This window comes from Sphingopyxis sp. MC1, assembly GCF_000371385.1.
GTDB classification, from domain to species: Bacteria; Pseudomonadota; Alphaproteobacteria; order Sphingomonadales; family Sphingomonadaceae; genus Sphingopyxis; species Sphingopyxis terrae.
The window spans coordinates 147,516-163,312 of record NZ_AOUN01000006.1; the positions used below are offsets into that span (position 1 = coordinate 147,516).

A 15,797-nucleotide genomic window follows, 5' to 3' on the forward strand; every position below is an offset into this window, starting at 1 on the left:
CGAGGCGGCGTCGGCCTCGGCCATGATCAGCCCTGCGGATCGTCGAGCTGATATCCGAGGCCGCGGATTGTCGTGATGATGTCGGCGCCCAGTTTCTTGCGGATGCGGGTGACGAACACCTCGATCGTGTTCGAATCGCGATCGAAATCCTGATCGTAGATATGCTCGATCAGTTCGGTGCGCGACACGACCTTGCCCTTGTGGTGCAGCAGATAGGACAGGAGTTTATATTCCTGCGCGGTCAGCTTGACCGGCTCGCCATCGAGCGTGACGCGGCCCGAGCGCGTGTCGAGCCGCACCTTGCCCGCGATCAACTCGCTCGACGCATTGCCAGAGGCGCGGCGGATCAACGCGCGCAGACGAGCGATCAATTCCTCGGTCTGGAACGGCTTGGCGAGATAATCGTCGGCGCCCGCGTCGAGCCCGGCCACCTTGTCCGACCAGCTGTCGCGCGCGGTCAGCACGAGAACGGGAAAGTTGCGCTTTTCGCGGCGCCAGCGATCGAGCACGGTCAGCCCGTCGACTTCGGGCAGGCCGAGGTCGAGGATCGCGGCGTCATAATCTTCGGTCGAGCCCAGGAAGTGCCCGTCTTCGCCATCGGTGGCAAGGTCGACGGCATAGCCGTTCCCCTCCAGCGTCGCCTTGAGCTGCGGACCCAGCGTGGGTTCGTCTTCGACAATCAAAATCCGCATTCAGGCACCTTTCGTCTGCGAACCCACCGGACAGGGCGGGCCGAACGCCTCTCTACCAAGACGCAACGATCATCGCAAAATGTCGTTGCAGCGAAAAATGTCAGGGTCTGCGGCCGACGATCCGGCCGGTGCGCGCGTCGACATAGACGATCACCACCTGGCTGCCGTCCATGAACTTGAGGGCATAGACCATCTGGCGCGCATCGAACTGCGGGCCGCCGAGATAGGTCATATTGCTGTAGGGCGCGCGCGAACGGACATCGGCGATCAGGCGGTTGAGCGGGATTACCTGCCCCTGCGCCGCCGCTTCGCGCAAATTGTCCTGATCGCGGTCGCGATCGCCGCGCGCAGCCGCGGGACCGGCTGCAGCAAGCAGCAGCGCCGAGGCGATCGAGAAGGTCAGGGTGCGGATCATGCCGGGAGATTTAGCCCCTATGCATTGAATAGGCGATGAATGGCCCCGTCAGCCGATGTTTTGCAATCCGACGGCCACCGACCGGTCAAACCGGCGATGGTGGGCGCGACAGGGATTGAACCTGTGACCCCACCCGTGTGAAGGGTGTGCTCTACCGCTGAGCTACGCGCCCGTCCCGGACCGAAGCGGCTGCGCCGCGTCCGAAAGCGGGTCGTCCATAACCGCTCGCGCCGCGATTGCAACGCCGATTTGCGACTTGGCGCCCCGGCAAATGCAAATCGGGCCGCAGCTTGCGCCACGGCCCGAGATGTTTCTTCGTCAAGAAGCGTCAGAGATTAGTTGACGGCGTCCTTGAGGGCCTTGCCGGCCTTGAACTTCGGCTGGTTCGACGCCGCGATGGTCATCGTTTCGCCGGTGCGCGGGTTGCGGCCGGTCGACGCCTTGCGCTTGCTGACCGCGAAGGTGCCGAAGCCGACGAGACGGACTTCGCCGCCTTTCTTCAGCGCGCCGGTGATCGAATCGAACACAGCTTCGACAGCCTTGCTCGCATCGCCCTTGGTGAGGCCGCTCGAATCAGCGACGGCGGCGATCAGGTCTTGTTTGTTCATGCCTAAGGAACCCCTGTGTGTGGTTGTTGAATGATTCTCATGGCCCGAAGCCATGGCGCGCCACTAACGATGTTTCGCCCCGCCTTGTCAAAGCAAAAAGCGGCGCGAAACCGGCCAAAATGCCGATTTTGCGATGAAAAGGCCCTTGCGGAAGCCCCGTCGGCGGTCCGGTCAGTGCCGAATCGCCGATTCGGGGTCTCCACCCGCCGAAATCGGCGGCGAAGCGGCCAATTCGTCGGCTTCGGTCCATTCGATCGGCTCGACAGGGCTGACCAGCGCCTCGGCGAGCACCTGATCGACATGACTCACCGGAATGATCTTCAGCGCCGCGGTAATGTTCGCCGGAATCTCGACCAGGTCCTTTTCATTCTCTTCGGGAATGAAAACGGTCGTGATGCCGCCCCGCAGAGCCGCAAGCAGCTTTTCCTTGAGGCCCCCGATCGCCAGCACGCGGCCACGCAGCGTAACCTCGCCGGTCATCGCAACGTCCTTGCGCACCGCGATGCCGGTCAGCGTCGACACCATCGCCGTGACCATGCCCACGCCGGCCGAGGGCCCGTCCTTGGGCACCGCGCCTTCGGGCAGGTGGATGTGGATGTCCTTGCGCGCGAACAGGCTGGGCTTGATGCCATAGGCGGGCGCCCGCGCCTTGACGAAGGACAGCGCGGCCTGCACCGACTCGGTCATCACCTCGCCCAGCTTGCCGGTGGTACGTACTTGCCCCTTGCCCGCCGCAGTGACGGCTTCGATCGTCAACAGTTCGCCGCCGACCTCGGTCCAGGCAAGGCCGGTAACCGCGCCCACCTGATCCTCGCGGTCCGAAACGCCGTGGCGAAATTTGCGCACGCCCGCAAATTCGGAGAGGTTTTCGGGCGTCACCACGACGCTTTCCGCCTTCCCTTCGAGGATCTTGCGCAGCGCCTTGCGCGCCAGACGCGCAATCTCGCGCTCGAGCGTCCGGACGCCGGCTTCGCGGGTATAATAGCGGATCAGGTCGCGCAGGCCTTCGTCGGTCAGCTCGAACTCGCCGGCCTTCAGCCCGTGCGCCTCGACCTGCTTGGCGATCAGATGGCGCTTGGCGATCTCGACCTTCTCATCCTCGGTATAGCCTTCGAGCCGGATGATCTCCATGCGATCGAGCAGCGGCTGCGGCAGGTTGAGCGAGTTGGCGGTGGTCACGAACATGATGTCCGAAAGGTCGACGTCGACCTCCAGATAATGATCCTGGAACTTCGCATTCTGTTCGGGGTCGAGCACCTCGAGCAGCGCCGATGCCGGATCGCCGCGGAAATCCTGGCCCAGCTTGTCGATTTCGTCGAGCAGGAACAGCGGGTTCATCGTGCCGGCCTTTTTGAGGTTGGTCACGATCTTGCCCGGCAGCGAGCCGATATAGGTACGGCGGTGGCCGCGGATTTCGGCCTCGTCGCGCACGCCGCCGAGCGACTGGCGCACGAACTCGCGGCCCGTCGCCTTCGCGATGCTGCGGCCGAGCGAGGTCTTGCCGACGCCCGGAGGACCGACGAGGCACAGGATCGGCCCCTTCAGCTTGTTGGTGCGTGCCTGCACTGCCAGATATTCGACGATCCGGTCCTTGACCTTTTCGAGCGCGAAATGGTCGGCATCCAGAACGTCCTGCGCCTTCGCGATGTCCTTTTTCAGCTTCGACTTCTTGCCCCAAGGCAGGCCGATCAGCGTGTCGAGATAGTTGCGAACGACGGTCGCCTCGGCCGACATCGGCGCCATCGCGCGCAGCTTCTTGAGCTCGGCGTTCGCCTTGGCCTTGGCTTCCTTCGACATCTTCAGGCTGTCGATCTTGGCCTGCAGTTCCGCGAGATCGTCGCCGCCCTCGCCATTGTCGTTGCCGAGTTCGCGCTGGATCGCCTTCAACTGTTCGTTGAGATAATATTCGCGCTGGCTCTTTTCCATCTGGCGCTTCACGCGGCCGCGGATCTTTTTTTCGACCTGCAGCACGCCGAGCTCGCCTTCCATGAAGGCGAACACCATTTCGAGCCGCTTCGCAGGCGCATTCTCGACGAGCAGCGCCTGCTTGTCGGCGACCTTGATGTTGAGGTTGCCGGCAACCGAGTCGGCGAGGCGCGACGAATCGTCGATCTGCGACAGTTGCACCGCGGTTTCGGCCGGCATCTTCTTGTTGAGCTTGGCATAGCTTTCGAACTGGTCGACGACCGAACGCATCAGCGCCGCGGTATCGACACTGTCGTCGACGGCATCAGCGATCGGCTCGACCGTTGCCATCACGGCCTTGCCGTCATCGTCGAGCGACTGAAGCTTGGCGCGCTGCTTGCCTTCGACCAGCACGCGGACGGTGCCGTCGGGCAGCTTGAGCAATTGCAGAACCGTCGCGATCACGCCGGTATCGTACAAATCGTCGCGGACGGGATCGTCCTCGCCCGGATCGAGCTGGGCGACGAGGAAAATTTCCTTATCGGCTTCCATCGCCGCTTCGAGCGCGGCGACCGAGCGATCGCGCCCGACGAACAGCGGCACGATCATGTGCGGAAAGACGACAATGTCCCGCAGGGGCAGAAGGGGAAAAGACTGGTTCATCAGGGCTCCTGAGCGGGCGCAAGACCGCGCGCCGCCCTTTTAATAGGGTGGTTATCGCTAATATGGCGTAACTTGGCGCGCATTCAATGACGGTGCGGTGAATGGGCATCTCTCTTCCCTGTGGCAAAGCCATGGGGAGGTGGCAGCCCGAAGGGCTGACGGAGGGGCCAATGACGCGATGTCGCCCCCCCCCCTCTACCACCGCCTGCGGCGGCGGTCCCCCTTCCCCATGGCTTCGCCACAGGGAGGATCAATTCGTCAAAACGGCAGCTTGAACCCGGGCGGCAGCGGCAGGCCGCTGGTCATCTTGCCCATTTCCTCGTTGCTCGCCTGATCGGCCTTTTCGCGCGCGTCGTTGAACGCGGCGGCGAGCAGATCTTCGAGCATCTGCTTTTCGGCGGGAACCATCAGGCTGTCGTCGATCGCAATCGCCTTGATCCGGCCCTTTGCGGTCGCGGTGATCCTGACGAGGCCGCCACCCGAAACGCCCTCGACCTCGACATTGTCGAGCTTCGCCTGCGCCTCCTGCATCTGGGCCTGCACCGTGGCAGCCGCTTCCTGCGCCGCCTTCATCATTTCTTCGATCGATTTCATGGGGCGGACTTATGGCGATTGTCGCCATCCTCGACAAGTCTTGCGTCGGGAAATGCCGCCAAAACGGCCTTTACCACCGGCAGTTCGCGGATTCGCGCATCATTGTCGGCCAGCTTCGCGGCGCGCATTTGCGCCAGGCTGGGCCGGCCTTCGCCCTCGCCCGCGCGCACCGACCAGCGATTGCCCGTCGCAGCGAGCAGCGCGTCGGCCAGATCGCGGGCAAAGCCTTCGCCGAGCGCCGGAACGGGCGCGAACGTCAGCGTCCCCGGTTCGAGCGCGATCAGCCGCATATGGTCATAGACATCGACCGCTAGCCGGTGATTGCCCGTCGATTCGAGCAGCTGGTGAATCTGCGCGATCGTCAGCGCCGCGGGCGGCGGCGCCTCTGCCGCCTCGACCGCTGGCGGCGGCGTGTCGGCCGCAACCGACGCGCCGGGCGTATCGCCCGCGGGCACTGCCTGCGGCGCTACAAGCGGCATCGCCGGAACGCCGCCCGATTCGAGCAGCTTCGCCAGTTCGCCCGGATCGGGCAGCGATGCGGCATAGATCACGCGCAGCAACAGCATTTCCAGATGCTCGAGCGGATTGGTCGCGCGCAGCACCTCGTCATGCCCCTTGAGCAGCAATTGCCACAGGCGGTTGAGCGGTGCGAAGCCCAGCTTCTGGGCCCAATCGCCGATGCGTTCGCAGTCGGCGGCGGCCAGCGCCGGATCGTCGTGGCGCGCCACCTTGGCCAGCGTCACCGCGTGCGTCAGGTCCATCAACCCGCGCACCATCGCGACCGGTTCGATCCCCAGCGCATATTGTGCGCGCGCAAGGTCGATCGCGGCACCCGCATCGCCGCCGAGCACGGTCGCCATCAACTGCGCGATCGCCGTGCGGTCCGACAGGCCCAGCATCGTGCGGACCTGGTCGGCCGAAATCCGCCCGCCGCCCGCGCCATCGGCTTCCAGATCGGCGTGGGCAATCGCCTGGTCGAGGATCGAAAGCCCGTCGCGCACCGATCCTTCGGCGGCATTGGCGATCAGCCAGATGGCGGGCGCCTCGGCCTCGACACCCTCTTTCTGCAGGATCGAACTGAAATGCGCGAACAGCATGTCGGGCGTGATGCGCCGCAGATCGAACCGCTGACAGCGCGACAGCACCGTCACCGGCACCTTGTTCACCTCGGTCGTCGCGAAAAGGAATTTGACGTGCGGCGGCGGTTCTTCGAGCGTTTTCAGCAGCGCATTGAACGCGTTACGCGACAACATATGCACTTCGTCGATGATATAGATCTTGTAGCGCGCCGACACCGCGGCATAGCGCACCGCCTCGATAATCTCGCGCACATCGTCGACGCCAGTGTTCGATGCAGCGTCCATCTCGATCACGTCGATATGGCGCCCCTCGGTGATCGCGCGGCACGGCTCGCACACCCCGCACGGATCGATCGTGGGCCCGCCCTGCCCGTCGGGTCCGATGCAGTTCAGGGCCTTGGCGATCAGCCGCGCGGTCGACGTCTTGCCGACCCCGCGCACCCCGGTCATCAGAAAGGCATGCGCCAGCCGGTCGCGCGCGATCGCATTGCCGAGCGTCCGCACCATCGCATCCTGCCCGATCAGCTCGGCAAAGGTCTGCGGCCGATATTTGCGGGCAAGGACGCGGTAAGGCCCGTTCGAGGGAGGCGCGGGCGCCGCCTCTGGCAAGTCCATGCCCAGCATCGGAGTGTCGTCGGCGGAATCGTCCATAGCCGGTCTTTAGGATGCGCCGCGCCGATTGTCGAAGGGTATGCGCGCGCCGCTACGCGTCAGGTCGCCGCGCCCAGAACCGCCTCCGCCATCAGCTTTACCGCCGCATCGGGATTCGCGCGCTGCTCGATCAACCAGAGCATCTGCGCCGACGCGGTGATCGGATCGGCTACCGGCCCGTCGGCGCAGCCGGCGAGGTCGAAGGTCGGCGCCTTGTCGGCCGCCGAATGGACGCGGCTATTCTGGGCATAATCATAATATTCGCGCACCGGCAGGCACACGACGCGAGCACTGTAGGGGCCGGCGGGAAAAGCGCCGCCCCGCGCCGTATGGCTTTGCGAGAAACTGTCCTGGATCAGATGCAGCAAAGCGCCGGCCGCGCGCTTGCGTGCGAGATCGGCTGCGGCATCGCCGGTCAATTCGCTGCATTTGGTCGACGCGACGGGATTGCGGCATTCGAGCGTGAACAGCGTATGCACGCGCCACGCCTTATAGCTTTTCCCGCCTTTGGTCCGGTCGTCGCAATAGGGAAAGCCGGGCGGCGCAAATGCCTCCGCAAGCGCCGGAGATTGGCTTCGGAAATAGGCGCAATAGCCCGTCGTCGCATCGACGCCCTGCCCTGTTGCGATGGAAAAGGCGGCGCGCGTCCAGCCGAGAATCTTGGCGCGGGTTTCGGATGGCGCCTCGCCCGCCACCGGGCGCATGGCGTGCAGGAATTGCAGCGCGCCATAATGGCTGTTGCACATCAGGCCGCCAAAGGGCTTGCCCGGCCCGACATGCTTCTTGCAGCGTTCGGCGCCCAGGTTGACCGCAATCTTGCCCAGGCCCGTCGCGCTGATCTGGCGCGTCGGATCGTCCGGCCAGCGGACGGCATCGGCATAGACCGACCCGCCCATGTCGGTCGCGGCAAACTCGGCCGCGGTGCGGGGCAGCGGGCAATGGCTGGGCAAGGCACCGGCGGCGGCGGTAAGGCACCGCTCGGCCAGCGCGGTCAGCCGCTCGTGATTGGGCTGTTTCGGCTTGATTTCATACGCTGTCGAGCTCTGCGCCGCCCCCATGACGAGCAAGACCGCCGCGCCCAGTCCGGCCGGAACACCATATTTCATGCCCATCCTCCCCTGCTGCGGTGCGCAGGGTGTGCGAGCAATTGCGGGCGGTCAAGCCGCCGCTCGGTCGAAAATGGTGGAAATGGGTGGGAGCCGGAACGACCCGCAGCGAATTCGTTGCGGCTGCTTCCTTCCGGACCTGACCGGGTTGGCGAAGACTGCGTCCGCCCGACTCCCGGCGCGCATATGGCGGCGGCGGGCGCGAATTGCAAGCGGCGCGGCTATTCGGTGCGGTCGCCCGCCACCGCGCGCGCAACATCGGCGATGATCGCATTGGCGGCATCGCCCTTCAGCGCGGGGCGGTCGAGATAGACGGCGATCATATATTTGTCGCCGCCCGGCTCCTCGACGAACGCCACGTCATTATAGGCGGTGCCGCACGTCCCGGTCTTGTCGCCGACGTGCCAGGTTCGGGGCAGGCCGGCGCGGATGCGCGCAAGCCCGGTCTCGCTCTTGACCAGCCAGTCGCGCAGCATCGTGCGATAGGCGGGGTCGAGCTTGTCGCCGAAGATATAGGCGGCGGCGCTCTTCGCCATCGCCGCGGGGCTGGTGGTATCGCGCGGATCGCCCGGAATATTGGCGTTGAGGTCGGGCTCCACCCGGTCGAGCCGCGTCACCAAGTCGCCGGTCGCCTGCACATGATCGGTGAAGGCGGTCGGCCCGCCGAAATGATCGAGCAGCAGATTGGCGGCGAGATTGTCGCTCAGCACGACGGCGTCCTCGGCAGCGAAGCCGATGCGATATTCGCCCTTCCCCTCCGCATCGAGCAGGCGCTCGGCGCCCGGCGAGTACGGCAGCAGATCGGCGCGCGTGAAGGGCAGCGGCGTGCGCAGCGACACACCGTTCTTCGCCGCGGTCAGCGTCTGCGCGGCGAGCAGCAGCTTGAAGGTCGAACACATCGCAAAACGCTCGTCGGCGCGGTGGCCGACGATCAGCTTCCCGAACTGGTCGGTAACGGCAACGCCCAGCCGACCGCCGCTTATCTTTTCCAGTGCCGCGATCCGGTTCGCGGCGCTCGCCTGCGCGCTGTCGCGGGCGCCGTTGGTCGCTGCGGGCGACGATGCGCACCCGGCCAGCGTGACGACGGCGGCGAGCGTCAGGGCAAGGCCCACGGCGCGCCGGCGACACATCAGCGCGGTCCCTGCATGTTGCGGCTTTCGGACGGGATATGAACGGTCAGACCGTCGAGATCCTCGGTCAGTACGATCTGGCACGACAGGCGGCTGGTCCGGCGCACCCCGGCGGCAAGATCGAGCATATCCTCCTCCATCTCGCTGGCGGGCGGCAGGCGGCCGAAATCCTCCTTCGCGACGATGACGTGGCAGGTCGAACAGGCCATCTGCCCCTCGCACGTGCCTTCCAGCGGCATCATATGCGCCTGCGCCACGTCGAGCAGGACCGAACCTGGTTCCGCGACGACTTCGGTGCGCCCCTTGCCATCGGCATGGATGAAGGTGACGCGCATCAATTCCCTCCCTGCAAGCGGACCGCATCCTTGATGGCATTCAGCCCGTCGCGCAACGCCTGTTCGGACGTATAGCGCCCCCAACCGAGACGGATGGAGGCGCGCGCGTCGGCTTCGCTCATGCCCATCGCGCGTAGCACATGGCTGACCTTGCCCGATCCGCTGCCACAGGCGCTGCCCAACGAAAAGGCGACGCCGCGCGCATCGGACATCAGCCGCAGCCCGTTGACCCCTTCGCGCCGGATATTGAGATTGCCGTGATAGCGCTGGCTTTCGGCGCCGTTGATCGTCCACTCGGGCAGCATGTCCATCGCGAGCGACCACAGGCGCTCGACATGCGCAGCGTCGACCTCCAGGCGGTCGGCCGCCAGCGCCGCCGCCGCACCGAACCCGGCACAGAGCGCGGGCGAGACGGTCCCCGATCGCAGCCCCTGTTCCTGCGCGCCGCCCAGCATCAGCGGGGGCAGATCGACGCCGTCGCGAATCCACAGCGCGCCGATCCCCTTGGGCCCGTGAATCTTGTGCGCCGATACGGCAATCAGGTCGGGCCCTTCGGGAATCGCGATGCGGCCGAACCCCTGCACCGCATCGCACAGCAGCAGGCTGTTCTTCGCATGCGCCGCCGCGGCGAAATCGGCGACCGGCTGGATCGTCCCGACCTCGTTATTGACCAGCATTGTCGCGACGATGCCCCCTTGGGGGATCAGCGCCGCGTCGGGCGGCAGCGCCAGCCCCGCCGCATCGACCGGCAGGATCGCCGCGTCCAGCCGCTCGAGGCACTGGAGCGATGCGGCATGTTCGATGCTGAGCCCCGCAACCCCGCCGGGCATCGCGCGGGCACCGCAGAAGAGCGCCCAGTTCAGCGCCTCGGTTGCGCCCGACGTGAAGATGACGCGCCCCCCGCGCGGCAACAGCGCCGCCACCTGATCGCGCGCAACCTCGACCGCCGCCGCCGCCGCGCGCCCGGCCTTGTGCGTGCTCGCGGGGTTCGCAAAGCTGTCGCCGTCATCGCCCAGCCATCGCAGCATCGCCTCGCGCGCTTCGGGAGCGAGCGGGGTCGTGGCCTGATAATCGAGGTAGATCATTTGCGGCATTTGCCCGCTAATCGCGTTGGTGTCGAGCGACGCTCTCTCTTTCTCGTCGGATGACCAACGAGAGCAAGAATCGCCTTCTATTGCGAACGATTCGCAAAAGTTGCAAGTTGAGACCTATTTTCTATATAGGCGCCACCTCCGCTCCGCCACCCCGCCAACCGGCGATTCGGCCGCGAGCTCAAAAAAGATAAGAGGTGCTTCCATGCCCGACGTCATTTTCCCCGGCCCCGAGGGCCGCATCGAAGGTCGTTTCTCGCCCCCGCCGCGTCCGCGCGCGCCGGTTGCGCTGATCCTTCACCCGCATCCGCAGGGCGGCGGCACGATGAACGACCGGATCACCCAGGCGATGTACAAGAGCTTCGTCGCGCGCGGCTTCGCCGTGCTCCGCTTCAACTTCCGCGGCGTCGGCCGCAGCCAGGGCACGTTCGACAATGGCATCGGCGAATTGTCCGATGCCGCGGCGGCGCTCGACTGGGTCCAGTCGATCCACCCCGAGGCGCAGACGACCTGGGTCGCCGGCTTCAGCTTCGGCGCCTGGATCGGTATGCAGCTTCTGATGCGGCGCCCTGAAATCCGCGGCTTCCTGTCGGTCGCGCCGCCGGCGAACATGTACGACTTCAGCTTCCTCGCGCCCTGCCCGTCGTCGGGTATCATCGTTGCTGGCGGCCAGGACGAAATCGTCCCGCCGGGCGCGATCCAGAAGCTCGTCGACAAGCTGCGCACCCAAAAGGGAATCACCATCCACCACGACGAGATTCCACGCGCCAACCATTTCTTCGAGCATGAACTCGATCAGCTGATGAAGTCGCTCGACAATTATCTCGACATGCGGCTTGCGCCCGATTCACCGATCCGCTGAGCTTCAAATCCTCCCTGTGGCGAAGCCATGGGGAGGTGGCAGCCTGAAGGGCTGACGGAGGGGCAAATAGCGCGACTCCGCCGCCCCTCCACCACTCGCTTCGCGAGCGGTCCCCCTCCCCATCGCTGCGCGACAGGGAGGACCGACATCATTTCACCGGAACCAGCCAGATCGCGACATTGGCGAACATGATCAGCGCCGCGACGATCATCAGCAGCGCGCGGCGGCGGTCGCCGCTGCGAAACACCATGACCGCGCCGACCAACAGCGCAATTGCACCCAGCATGACGATCGAAAGCAGCGTGTCGCCCATGCCCGGCGCTCTACGGGCGGCAGGCCGGCCGGTCAAACCCGCTTTGTGACAAAATAGCGGCGAAAAAGCCGCTGCCGCTTATGGCCAATCCGCAGCGCTTCGCCTAAAGCGCGCTCATCCGATTCCCTCAACGCCCCAGCGGGAGACGCGCCGTGCGCATCGCCATTGCATCCGACCATGCCGCCACCGACCTGAAGGCGCTGCTCGCCGACTGGCTGCGCGGCGAAGGGCATGAGGTTGCCGACCTCGGCACCCACGGCCCCGAGAGCGTCGATTACCCCGATTATGGCTACCGCCTCGCCGATGCCGTCGCCAATGGCAGCGCCGACAAGGGCGTCGCACTGTGCGGATCGGGCATCGGCATTTCGATCTCGGTCAACCGCAACCCCGCGTGCCGCTGCGCTCTGGTGTCCGAGCCGCTTTCGGCGAAGCTCGCCCGCGAACATAATGACGCGAACGTCATCGCGATGGGCGCGCGCCTGACCGGCATCGACATGGCCAAGGCCTGCGTCACCGCCTTCCTGACCACCGACTTCGCCGGCGACCGCCACGCGCGCCGCGTCGACAAGCTTTCCCATCCGCCCGTCCTGGAGAACAGCCAATGACCACCGACACGCTCGACAAGCCCATCAAATCGGCCGGCTATTTCACCGACGGCGTCGCCGCCACCGATCCTGCGGTCGCCGCGGCGATGAAGCATGAGCTGGAACGCGAACAATATCAGATCGAACTGATCGCTTCGGAAAACATCGTCTCCAAGGCGGTGCTCGAGGCGCAGGGGTCGGTCTTCACCAACAAATATGCCGAAGGCTATCCGGGGCGTCGCTATTATCAGGGCTGCGCGCCGTCGGATGAAGTCGAACAGCTCGCGATCGATCGCGCGAAGCAGCTTTTCGACTGCAACTTCGCGAACGTCCAGCCGCACTCGGGCGCGCAGGCGAACGGGGCGGTGATGCTGGCGCTGACCAAACCCGGCGCCACGATCCTCGGCATGAGCCTCGACGCCGGCGGTCACCTCACCCACGGTGCGGCGCCTGCCATGTCGGGCAAATGGTTCAACGCCGTCCAATATGGCGTGCGCGCCGACGACCATCTGGTCGATTTCGACCAGGTCGAGGCCTTGGCGAAGGAACATCGCCCCGCGCTCATCATCGCGGGCGGCTCGGCCTATCCGCGCACGCTCGACTTCGCGCGTTTCCGGGCGATCGCCGACGATGTCGGCGCGCTGCTGATGGTCGATATGGCGCATTTCGCGGGCCTCGTCGCCGGCGGCGCCCACCCCTCGCCGATGGAACATGCCCATGTCGTCACCACGACGACGCACAAGACGCTGCGCGGCCCGCGCGGCGGCATGATCCTGACCAATGACGAGGCGATTGCGAAGCGCATCAACTCGGCGGTGTTCCCCGGCCTCCAGGGCGGCCCGCTGATGCACGTCATCGCGGCCAAGGCCGTCGCCTTCGGCGAGGCGCTGCGCCCCGAGTTCAAGGACTATGCCAAGGCGACGATCGCCAATGCGCAGGCGCTCGCCAACCGGTTGAAGGCGCGCGGCGCCGACGTCGTCGCGGGCGGCACCGACACGCATCTGGCGCTCATCGACCTGCGTCCGCTCGGCATCACGGGCCGCGACGCTGACGAGGCGCTCGAACGCTCGGCGATCACCTGCAACAAGAATGGCGTGCCCTTCGATCCGCTGCCGCCGGTCAAGACCAGCGGCATCCGCGTCGGATCGCCCGCGGGCACGACGCGCGGCTTCGGGATCGCCGAGTTCGAGGAAATCGGCGACATGGTCGCCGACGTGCTCGAAGCACTGCGCGACAAGGGCGAGCATGGCGACGCCGATGTCGAAGCGAATGTCCGCGGCCGCGTCCGCGCGTTGTGTGAACGCTTCCCTATCTATCAGGGATAAGGGCGATGGCGCGGCAGCATCCCGAAGAACCGACGCTGTTCGAGCTGACGATCGAAGAGGTCAAGGCGATGGGCAAGCAGGGGATCGATCATCCCTCGACGCGGCCGGTCATCACCGGCGGGGTCGTCGGCGCGATCGCGGGTGCGGTGCTGCCCGTCGTGACCTGGCCGGTCGGCCTGTTCGCGGGCGCGGCGATCGCGCTCTATACGCGGGTGAAGCGCTAACCCATGCGCTGCCCCTATTGCGGACATGAAGACAGCCAGGTGAAGGACAGCCGTCCGACCGAGGACGGCGCCGCCATCCGCCGCCGCCGCCAGTGCGAGGATTGCGGCGCGCGCTTCACCACCTTCGAGCGGATTCAGCTGCGCGAAGTTGCCGTCCTCAAGGCCGACGGCCGGCGCGAACCCTTCGACCGCGAAAAGCTGATGCGCAGCGTCCAGATCGCATGCCGCAAACGCCCGATCGACGGCGCGCGGATTGAACGGCTGGTGTCGGGCATCCAGCGCCAGCTCGAAACCTCGGGCGATAACGAGGTTCAGGCGACGCAGATCGGCGCGATGGTGATGGAAGCGCTCAAGGGCTTCGACAATGTCGCCTATATCCGCTTCGCCAGCGTCTATCGCGACTTCACCGAAGCCCGGGATTTCGAGGAATTCGCCTCGTCGATCACCGAGGCGGCGAAGAAGGGCTGAAGATTGGGCTGGCTTACAACATCCGTTCGTCCTGAGGAGGGGCTGAGCCTGTCGAAGTCCCGTCTCGAAGGGCCTGCCCGGTGCAGCCGTTCAAAAGGCCCAATCGACAGGCCTCTCTCGTGACTTTCTGGGCCTATATGCTGCGCTGCCGCGACGGCAGCTACTATGTTGGACATACCGATCAACTCGAACATCGCATCGGACAACGTCAGTCGGGTAAGGTGCCGGGCTATACGCAAACACGGCTTCCGGTAAAGCTGGTATGGAGCGCGGAATTTCCGACCCGGATCGAGGCACTCGAAGCGGAACAGCAAATAAAGGGCTGGTCGCGAGCGAAGAAGGAAGCGTTGATCCGCGAAGATTGGCCAGCCATTCGCAGGCTGGCGAGCCGGGCGAAAATCCTTCGAGACGGAGCAGAGCCTTCGACAAGCTCAGTCTCTGCCCCTCCTCAGGACGAACGGGACTTTTCAGCATCAGTTTGCCCTGAGGAGCGACTGAGCCCGGACGAAGGCACGCCTCGAGGGACAGCCCCTCCCCCCGTCATCGTCCTCGTGCGCCCCCAACTTGGCGAGAATATCGGCAAGGCTGCGCGCGCGATGCTCAATTTCGGGTTGACCGAACTGCGCCTCGTCGCGCCGCGCGACGGCTGGCCGAACCCCGATGCTGGGCCTGCCGCATCGGGGGCCGACGTAGTGCTGGCCGAGGCCGCGGTGTTCGATACGCTGGCAGAGGCGGTGGCCGACTGCACCCACATCTATGCGACGACAGTGCGCAAGCGCGGCGTCACCAAGCCGGTCCTGACCCCCGAAGCCGCTGCGAAGGCGGTTCACGCGACCGCTGGCCGCTCGGCCTATGTCTTCGGTCCCGAACGGTCGGGGCTCGAAACTGACGATGTCGCGCTCGCCCACAGCATCGTCACCGTGCCGATCAACCCCGAATTCGGATCGCTGAACCTTGCGCAAGCGGTGATCCTGCTCGCCTATGAATGGTCGAAGGGGGTCGCGCTCGCCAGCCCGCCCGAAGTCCCGCTCGATCCGCCGGCCGACCATGCCGAGTTCGAACAGCTGATCGAGCATCTGAACCGCGACCTCGACGCGGCGGGCTATTTCTTTCCGCCCGAACGCACCGAGGCCACACTGCGCACTATCCGCACCGCGATCACCAAGACCGGCTGGTCCTATAACGATATCAGGATGATGCACGGGATCATCACGATGCTGGGCCGAAAGCCCAGAACGGCACGCGACAGCGACGAAAGTTAAACCGGACCGTCGAGATAGTCCGTTTCCCCGAGCGAAGCCGAGGGGCCACGCCAAGCGAAAGCGAGGCGGCGATGGTGCGGATTCTCGGCTTCGCTCGAATAAGCCCCTCGGCTTCGCTCGGGGACGCGGATCATATCAATCCACGTTACCCTAGCGGCGAATCCCGTCCCAGCGCACCAGTTCGTGCGCGATCGACTGTTCGACCAGTTCGTTCCACACCGCGCGGATACGCTGCGGGTCGAGGCCCGCGCTTTCGGCCTCGCGCGCAACATTGTCGAGCACCTGCGCCTTGCGCGGCTCGTCGCGAACGGCGCTGCGCTCGGCCTTGATCCGCGCCGCTGCGTCCATATAGCCGAACCGGCGTACCAGCAGCGCGACAAGCTCGCGGTCGACCTGATCAACGCCGGCGCGCACGTCGGCCATGGTTTCGCATTGATCGGGAAGTTTGGCAGAGGTCATGCGCGCTGCCTTTAGCGCCTTTTTGCGCGCC

General features: G+C 65.5%; 18 protein-coding genes, 1 tRNA gene, 1 other RNA gene and 1 pseudogene. 7 read left to right on the top strand and 14 right to left on the bottom strand.

Annotated elements, in window-relative coordinates:
• Window positions 1-26 precede the first annotated feature (26 nt).
• The 12 genes from EBMC1_RS09815 to EBMC1_RS09865 form a co-directional block, all read right to left on the bottom strand.
• Entirely contained in the window at window positions 27-692 is a 666-nt protein-coding gene (locus tag EBMC1_RS09815; protein ID WP_003044440.1) for a response regulator transcription factor, read from the bottom strand.
• A 100-nt stretch (window positions 693-792) separates the two neighbouring features.
• A complete protein-coding gene (locus tag EBMC1_RS09820; RefSeq protein ID WP_003044443.1) occupies window positions 793-1,107 on the bottom strand; it encodes a PepSY domain-containing protein in 315 nt (104 codons plus the stop codon).
• Window positions 1,108-1,204: 97 nt separating this feature from the next.
• Window positions 1,205-1,279: transfer RNA gene (locus EBMC1_RS09825), tRNA-Val, on the bottom strand.
• 163 nt (window positions 1,280-1,442) lie between these two features.
• Entirely contained in the window at window positions 1,443-1,715 is a 273-nt protein-coding gene (locus tag EBMC1_RS09830; protein ID WP_003044445.1) for an HU family DNA-binding protein, read from the bottom strand.
• A gap of 171 nt (window positions 1,716-1,886) precedes the next feature.
• Complete coding sequence (lon, locus tag EBMC1_RS09835) at window positions 1,887-4,283, bottom strand: endopeptidase La (protein ID WP_003044448.1); 2,397 nt, start codon at window positions 4,281-4,283, stop codon at window positions 1,887-1,889.
• A gap of 258 nt (window positions 4,284-4,541) precedes the next feature.
• The gene (locus tag EBMC1_RS09840) at window positions 4,542-4,877 is read right to left on the bottom strand and encodes a YbaB/EbfC family nucleoid-associated protein (protein WP_003044450.1); all 336 of its coding nucleotides are present in this window, start codon (window positions 4,875-4,877) and stop codon (window positions 4,542-4,544) included.
• Window positions 4,874-6,607 carry a DNA polymerase III subunit gamma/tau gene (locus EBMC1_RS09845; protein WP_003044453.1) on the bottom strand — a complete coding sequence of 578 codons (1,734 nt, stop codon included), beginning with the start codon at window positions 6,605-6,607 and terminating at the stop codon, window positions 4,874-4,876. The genes EBMC1_RS09840 and EBMC1_RS09845 overlap by 4 nt, the downstream gene beginning before the upstream one ends.
• A 59-nt stretch (window positions 6,608-6,666) precedes the next feature.
• Window positions 6,667-7,713, bottom strand: a complete 1,047-nt coding sequence (locus EBMC1_RS09850) for a hypothetical protein (RefSeq protein ID WP_156001117.1) — start codon at window positions 7,711-7,713, stop codon at window positions 6,667-6,669.
• An 82-nt stretch (window positions 7,714-7,795) separates the two neighbouring features.
• Window positions 7,796-7,893: signal recognition particle sRNA small type (ffs, locus tag EBMC1_RS18105), an RNA gene on the bottom strand.
• Window positions 7,894-7,934: 41 nt separating this feature from the next.
• Window positions 7,935-8,843 (bottom strand): class A beta-lactamase, encoded by a 909-nt coding sequence (gene bla, locus EBMC1_RS09855; protein ID WP_003044459.1) that lies wholly within the window; start codon window positions 8,841-8,843, stop codon window positions 7,935-7,937.
• Window positions 8,843-9,181, bottom strand: a complete 339-nt coding sequence (locus EBMC1_RS09860) for a 2Fe-2S iron-sulfur cluster-binding protein (RefSeq protein WP_156001119.1) — start codon at window positions 9,179-9,181, stop codon at window positions 8,843-8,845. The genes bla and EBMC1_RS09860 overlap by 1 nt, the downstream gene beginning before the upstream one ends.
• Window positions 9,178-10,263 (bottom strand): cysteine desulfurase family protein, encoded by a 1,086-nt coding sequence (locus EBMC1_RS09865; RefSeq protein ID WP_040590034.1) that lies wholly within the window; start codon window positions 10,261-10,263, stop codon window positions 9,178-9,180. The genes EBMC1_RS09860 and EBMC1_RS09865 overlap by 4 nt, the downstream gene beginning before the upstream one ends.
• Before the next feature lie 211 nt (window positions 10,264-10,474).
• Between EBMC1_RS09865 and EBMC1_RS09870 the strand changes: the two genes are divergently transcribed.
• Window positions 10,475-11,131 carry an alpha/beta hydrolase gene (locus EBMC1_RS09870; RefSeq protein ID WP_003044467.1) on the top strand — a complete coding sequence of 219 codons (657 nt, stop codon included), beginning with the start codon at window positions 10,475-10,477 and terminating at the stop codon, window positions 11,129-11,131.
• Window positions 11,132-11,279: 148 nt separating this feature from the next.
• On the opposite strand, the gene EBMC1_RS18650 is transcribed toward EBMC1_RS09870, so the two are convergent.
• Window positions 11,280-11,444, bottom strand: a complete 165-nt coding sequence (locus EBMC1_RS18650; RefSeq protein ID WP_003044469.1) for a hypothetical protein — start codon at window positions 11,442-11,444, stop codon at window positions 11,280-11,282.
• Between the two features lie 152 nt (window positions 11,445-11,596).
• On the opposite strand from EBMC1_RS18650, the gene rpiB reads away from it, so the two are divergent.
• From rpiB to EBMC1_RS18795, 6 genes and pseudogenes are all read left to right on the top strand, one after another.
• On the top strand, window positions 11,597-12,049 hold the full coding sequence (gene rpiB / locus EBMC1_RS09875) for a ribose 5-phosphate isomerase B (RefSeq protein ID WP_003044473.1): 453 nt from the start codon (window positions 11,597-11,599) through the stop codon (window positions 12,047-12,049).
• Window positions 12,046-13,353, top strand: a complete 1,308-nt coding sequence (gene glyA / locus EBMC1_RS09880) for a serine hydroxymethyltransferase (RefSeq protein ID WP_003044476.1) — start codon at window positions 12,046-12,048, stop codon at window positions 13,351-13,353. The genes rpiB and glyA overlap by 4 nt, the downstream gene beginning before the upstream one ends.
• 5 nt (window positions 13,354-13,358) lie before the next feature.
• Window positions 13,359-13,577 (top strand): hypothetical protein, encoded by a 219-nt coding sequence (locus EBMC1_RS09885; RefSeq protein WP_003044479.1) that lies wholly within the window; start codon window positions 13,359-13,361, stop codon window positions 13,575-13,577.
• A gap of 3 nt (window positions 13,578-13,580) precedes the next feature.
• Window positions 13,581-14,045 carry a transcriptional regulator NrdR gene (nrdR, locus tag EBMC1_RS09890; protein WP_003044482.1) on the top strand — a complete coding sequence of 155 codons (465 nt, stop codon included), beginning with the start codon at window positions 13,581-13,583 and terminating at the stop codon, window positions 14,043-14,045.
• Window positions 14,046-14,182: 137 nt separating this feature from the next.
• Window positions 14,183-14,326, top strand: a pseudogene (locus EBMC1_RS18790) (GIY-YIG nuclease family protein); the annotation flags it as partial.
• Between the two features lie 270 nt (window positions 14,327-14,596).
• Complete coding sequence (locus tag EBMC1_RS18795) at window positions 14,597-15,307, top strand: RNA methyltransferase (RefSeq protein WP_231292895.1); 711 nt, start codon at window positions 14,597-14,599, stop codon at window positions 15,305-15,307.
• Window positions 15,308-15,457: 150 nt separating this feature from the next.
• Here the strand turns inward: EBMC1_RS18795 and EBMC1_RS09900 are convergent, their stop codons facing one another.
• Entirely contained in the window at window positions 15,458-15,766 is a 309-nt protein-coding gene (locus EBMC1_RS09900) for a chorismate mutase (RefSeq protein ID WP_003044487.1), read from the bottom strand.
• Between the last annotated feature and the right edge of the window lie 31 nt (window positions 15,767-15,797).

Excerpts from the sequence above, each read along its gene's own strand:
- EBMC1_RS09870 (WP_003044467.1), top strand. The coding sequence starts at position 10,475 with ATGCCCGACGTCATTTTCCCCGGCCCCGAGGGCCGCATCGAAGGTCGT.
- EBMC1_RS09850 (WP_156001117.1), bottom strand. The coding sequence starts at position 7,713 with ATGAAATATGGTGTTCCGGCCGGACTGGGCGCGGCGGTCTTGCTCGTC.
- EBMC1_RS09830 (WP_003044445.1), bottom strand. The coding sequence starts at position 1,715 with ATGAACAAACAAGACCTGATCGCCGCCGTCGCTGATTCGAGCGGCCTC.
- EBMC1_RS09845 (WP_003044453.1), bottom strand. The coding sequence starts at position 6,607 with ATGGACGATTCCGCCGACGACACTCCGATGCTGGGCATGGACTTGCCA.
- bla (WP_003044459.1), bottom strand. The coding sequence starts at position 8,843 with ATGTGTCGCCGGCGCGCCGTGGGCCTTGCCCTGACGCTCGCCGCCGTC.
- EBMC1_RS09865 (WP_040590034.1), bottom strand. The coding sequence starts at position 10,263 with ATGATCTACCTCGATTATCAGGCCACGACCCCGCTCGCTCCCGAAGCG.
- lon (WP_003044448.1), bottom strand. The coding sequence starts at position 4,283 with ATGAACCAGTCTTTTCCCCTTCTGCCCCTGCGGGACATTGTCGTCTTT.
- EBMC1_RS09900 (WP_003044487.1), bottom strand. The coding sequence starts at position 15,766 with ATGACCTCTGCCAAACTTCCCGATCAATGCGAAACCATGGCCGACGTG.
- nrdR (WP_003044482.1), top strand. The coding sequence starts at position 13,581 with ATGCGCTGCCCCTATTGCGGACATGAAGACAGCCAGGTGAAGGACAGC.
- EBMC1_RS09885 (WP_003044479.1), top strand. The coding sequence starts at position 13,359 with ATGGCGCGGCAGCATCCCGAAGAACCGACGCTGTTCGAGCTGACGATC.
- EBMC1_RS09840 (WP_003044450.1), bottom strand. The coding sequence starts at position 4,877 with ATGAAATCGATCGAAGAAATGATGAAGGCGGCGCAGGAAGCGGCTGCC.
- EBMC1_RS09820 (WP_003044443.1), bottom strand. The coding sequence starts at position 1,107 with ATGATCCGCACCCTGACCTTCTCGATCGCCTCGGCGCTGCTGCTTGCT.
- EBMC1_RS18650 (WP_003044469.1), bottom strand. The coding sequence starts at position 11,444 with ATGGGCGACACGCTGCTTTCGATCGTCATGCTGGGTGCAATTGCGCTG.
- glyA (WP_003044476.1), top strand. The coding sequence starts at position 12,046 with ATGACCACCGACACGCTCGACAAGCCCATCAAATCGGCCGGCTATTTC.
- EBMC1_RS09815 (WP_003044440.1), bottom strand. The coding sequence starts at position 692 with ATGCGGATTTTGATTGTCGAAGACGAACCCACGCTGGGTCCGCAGCTC.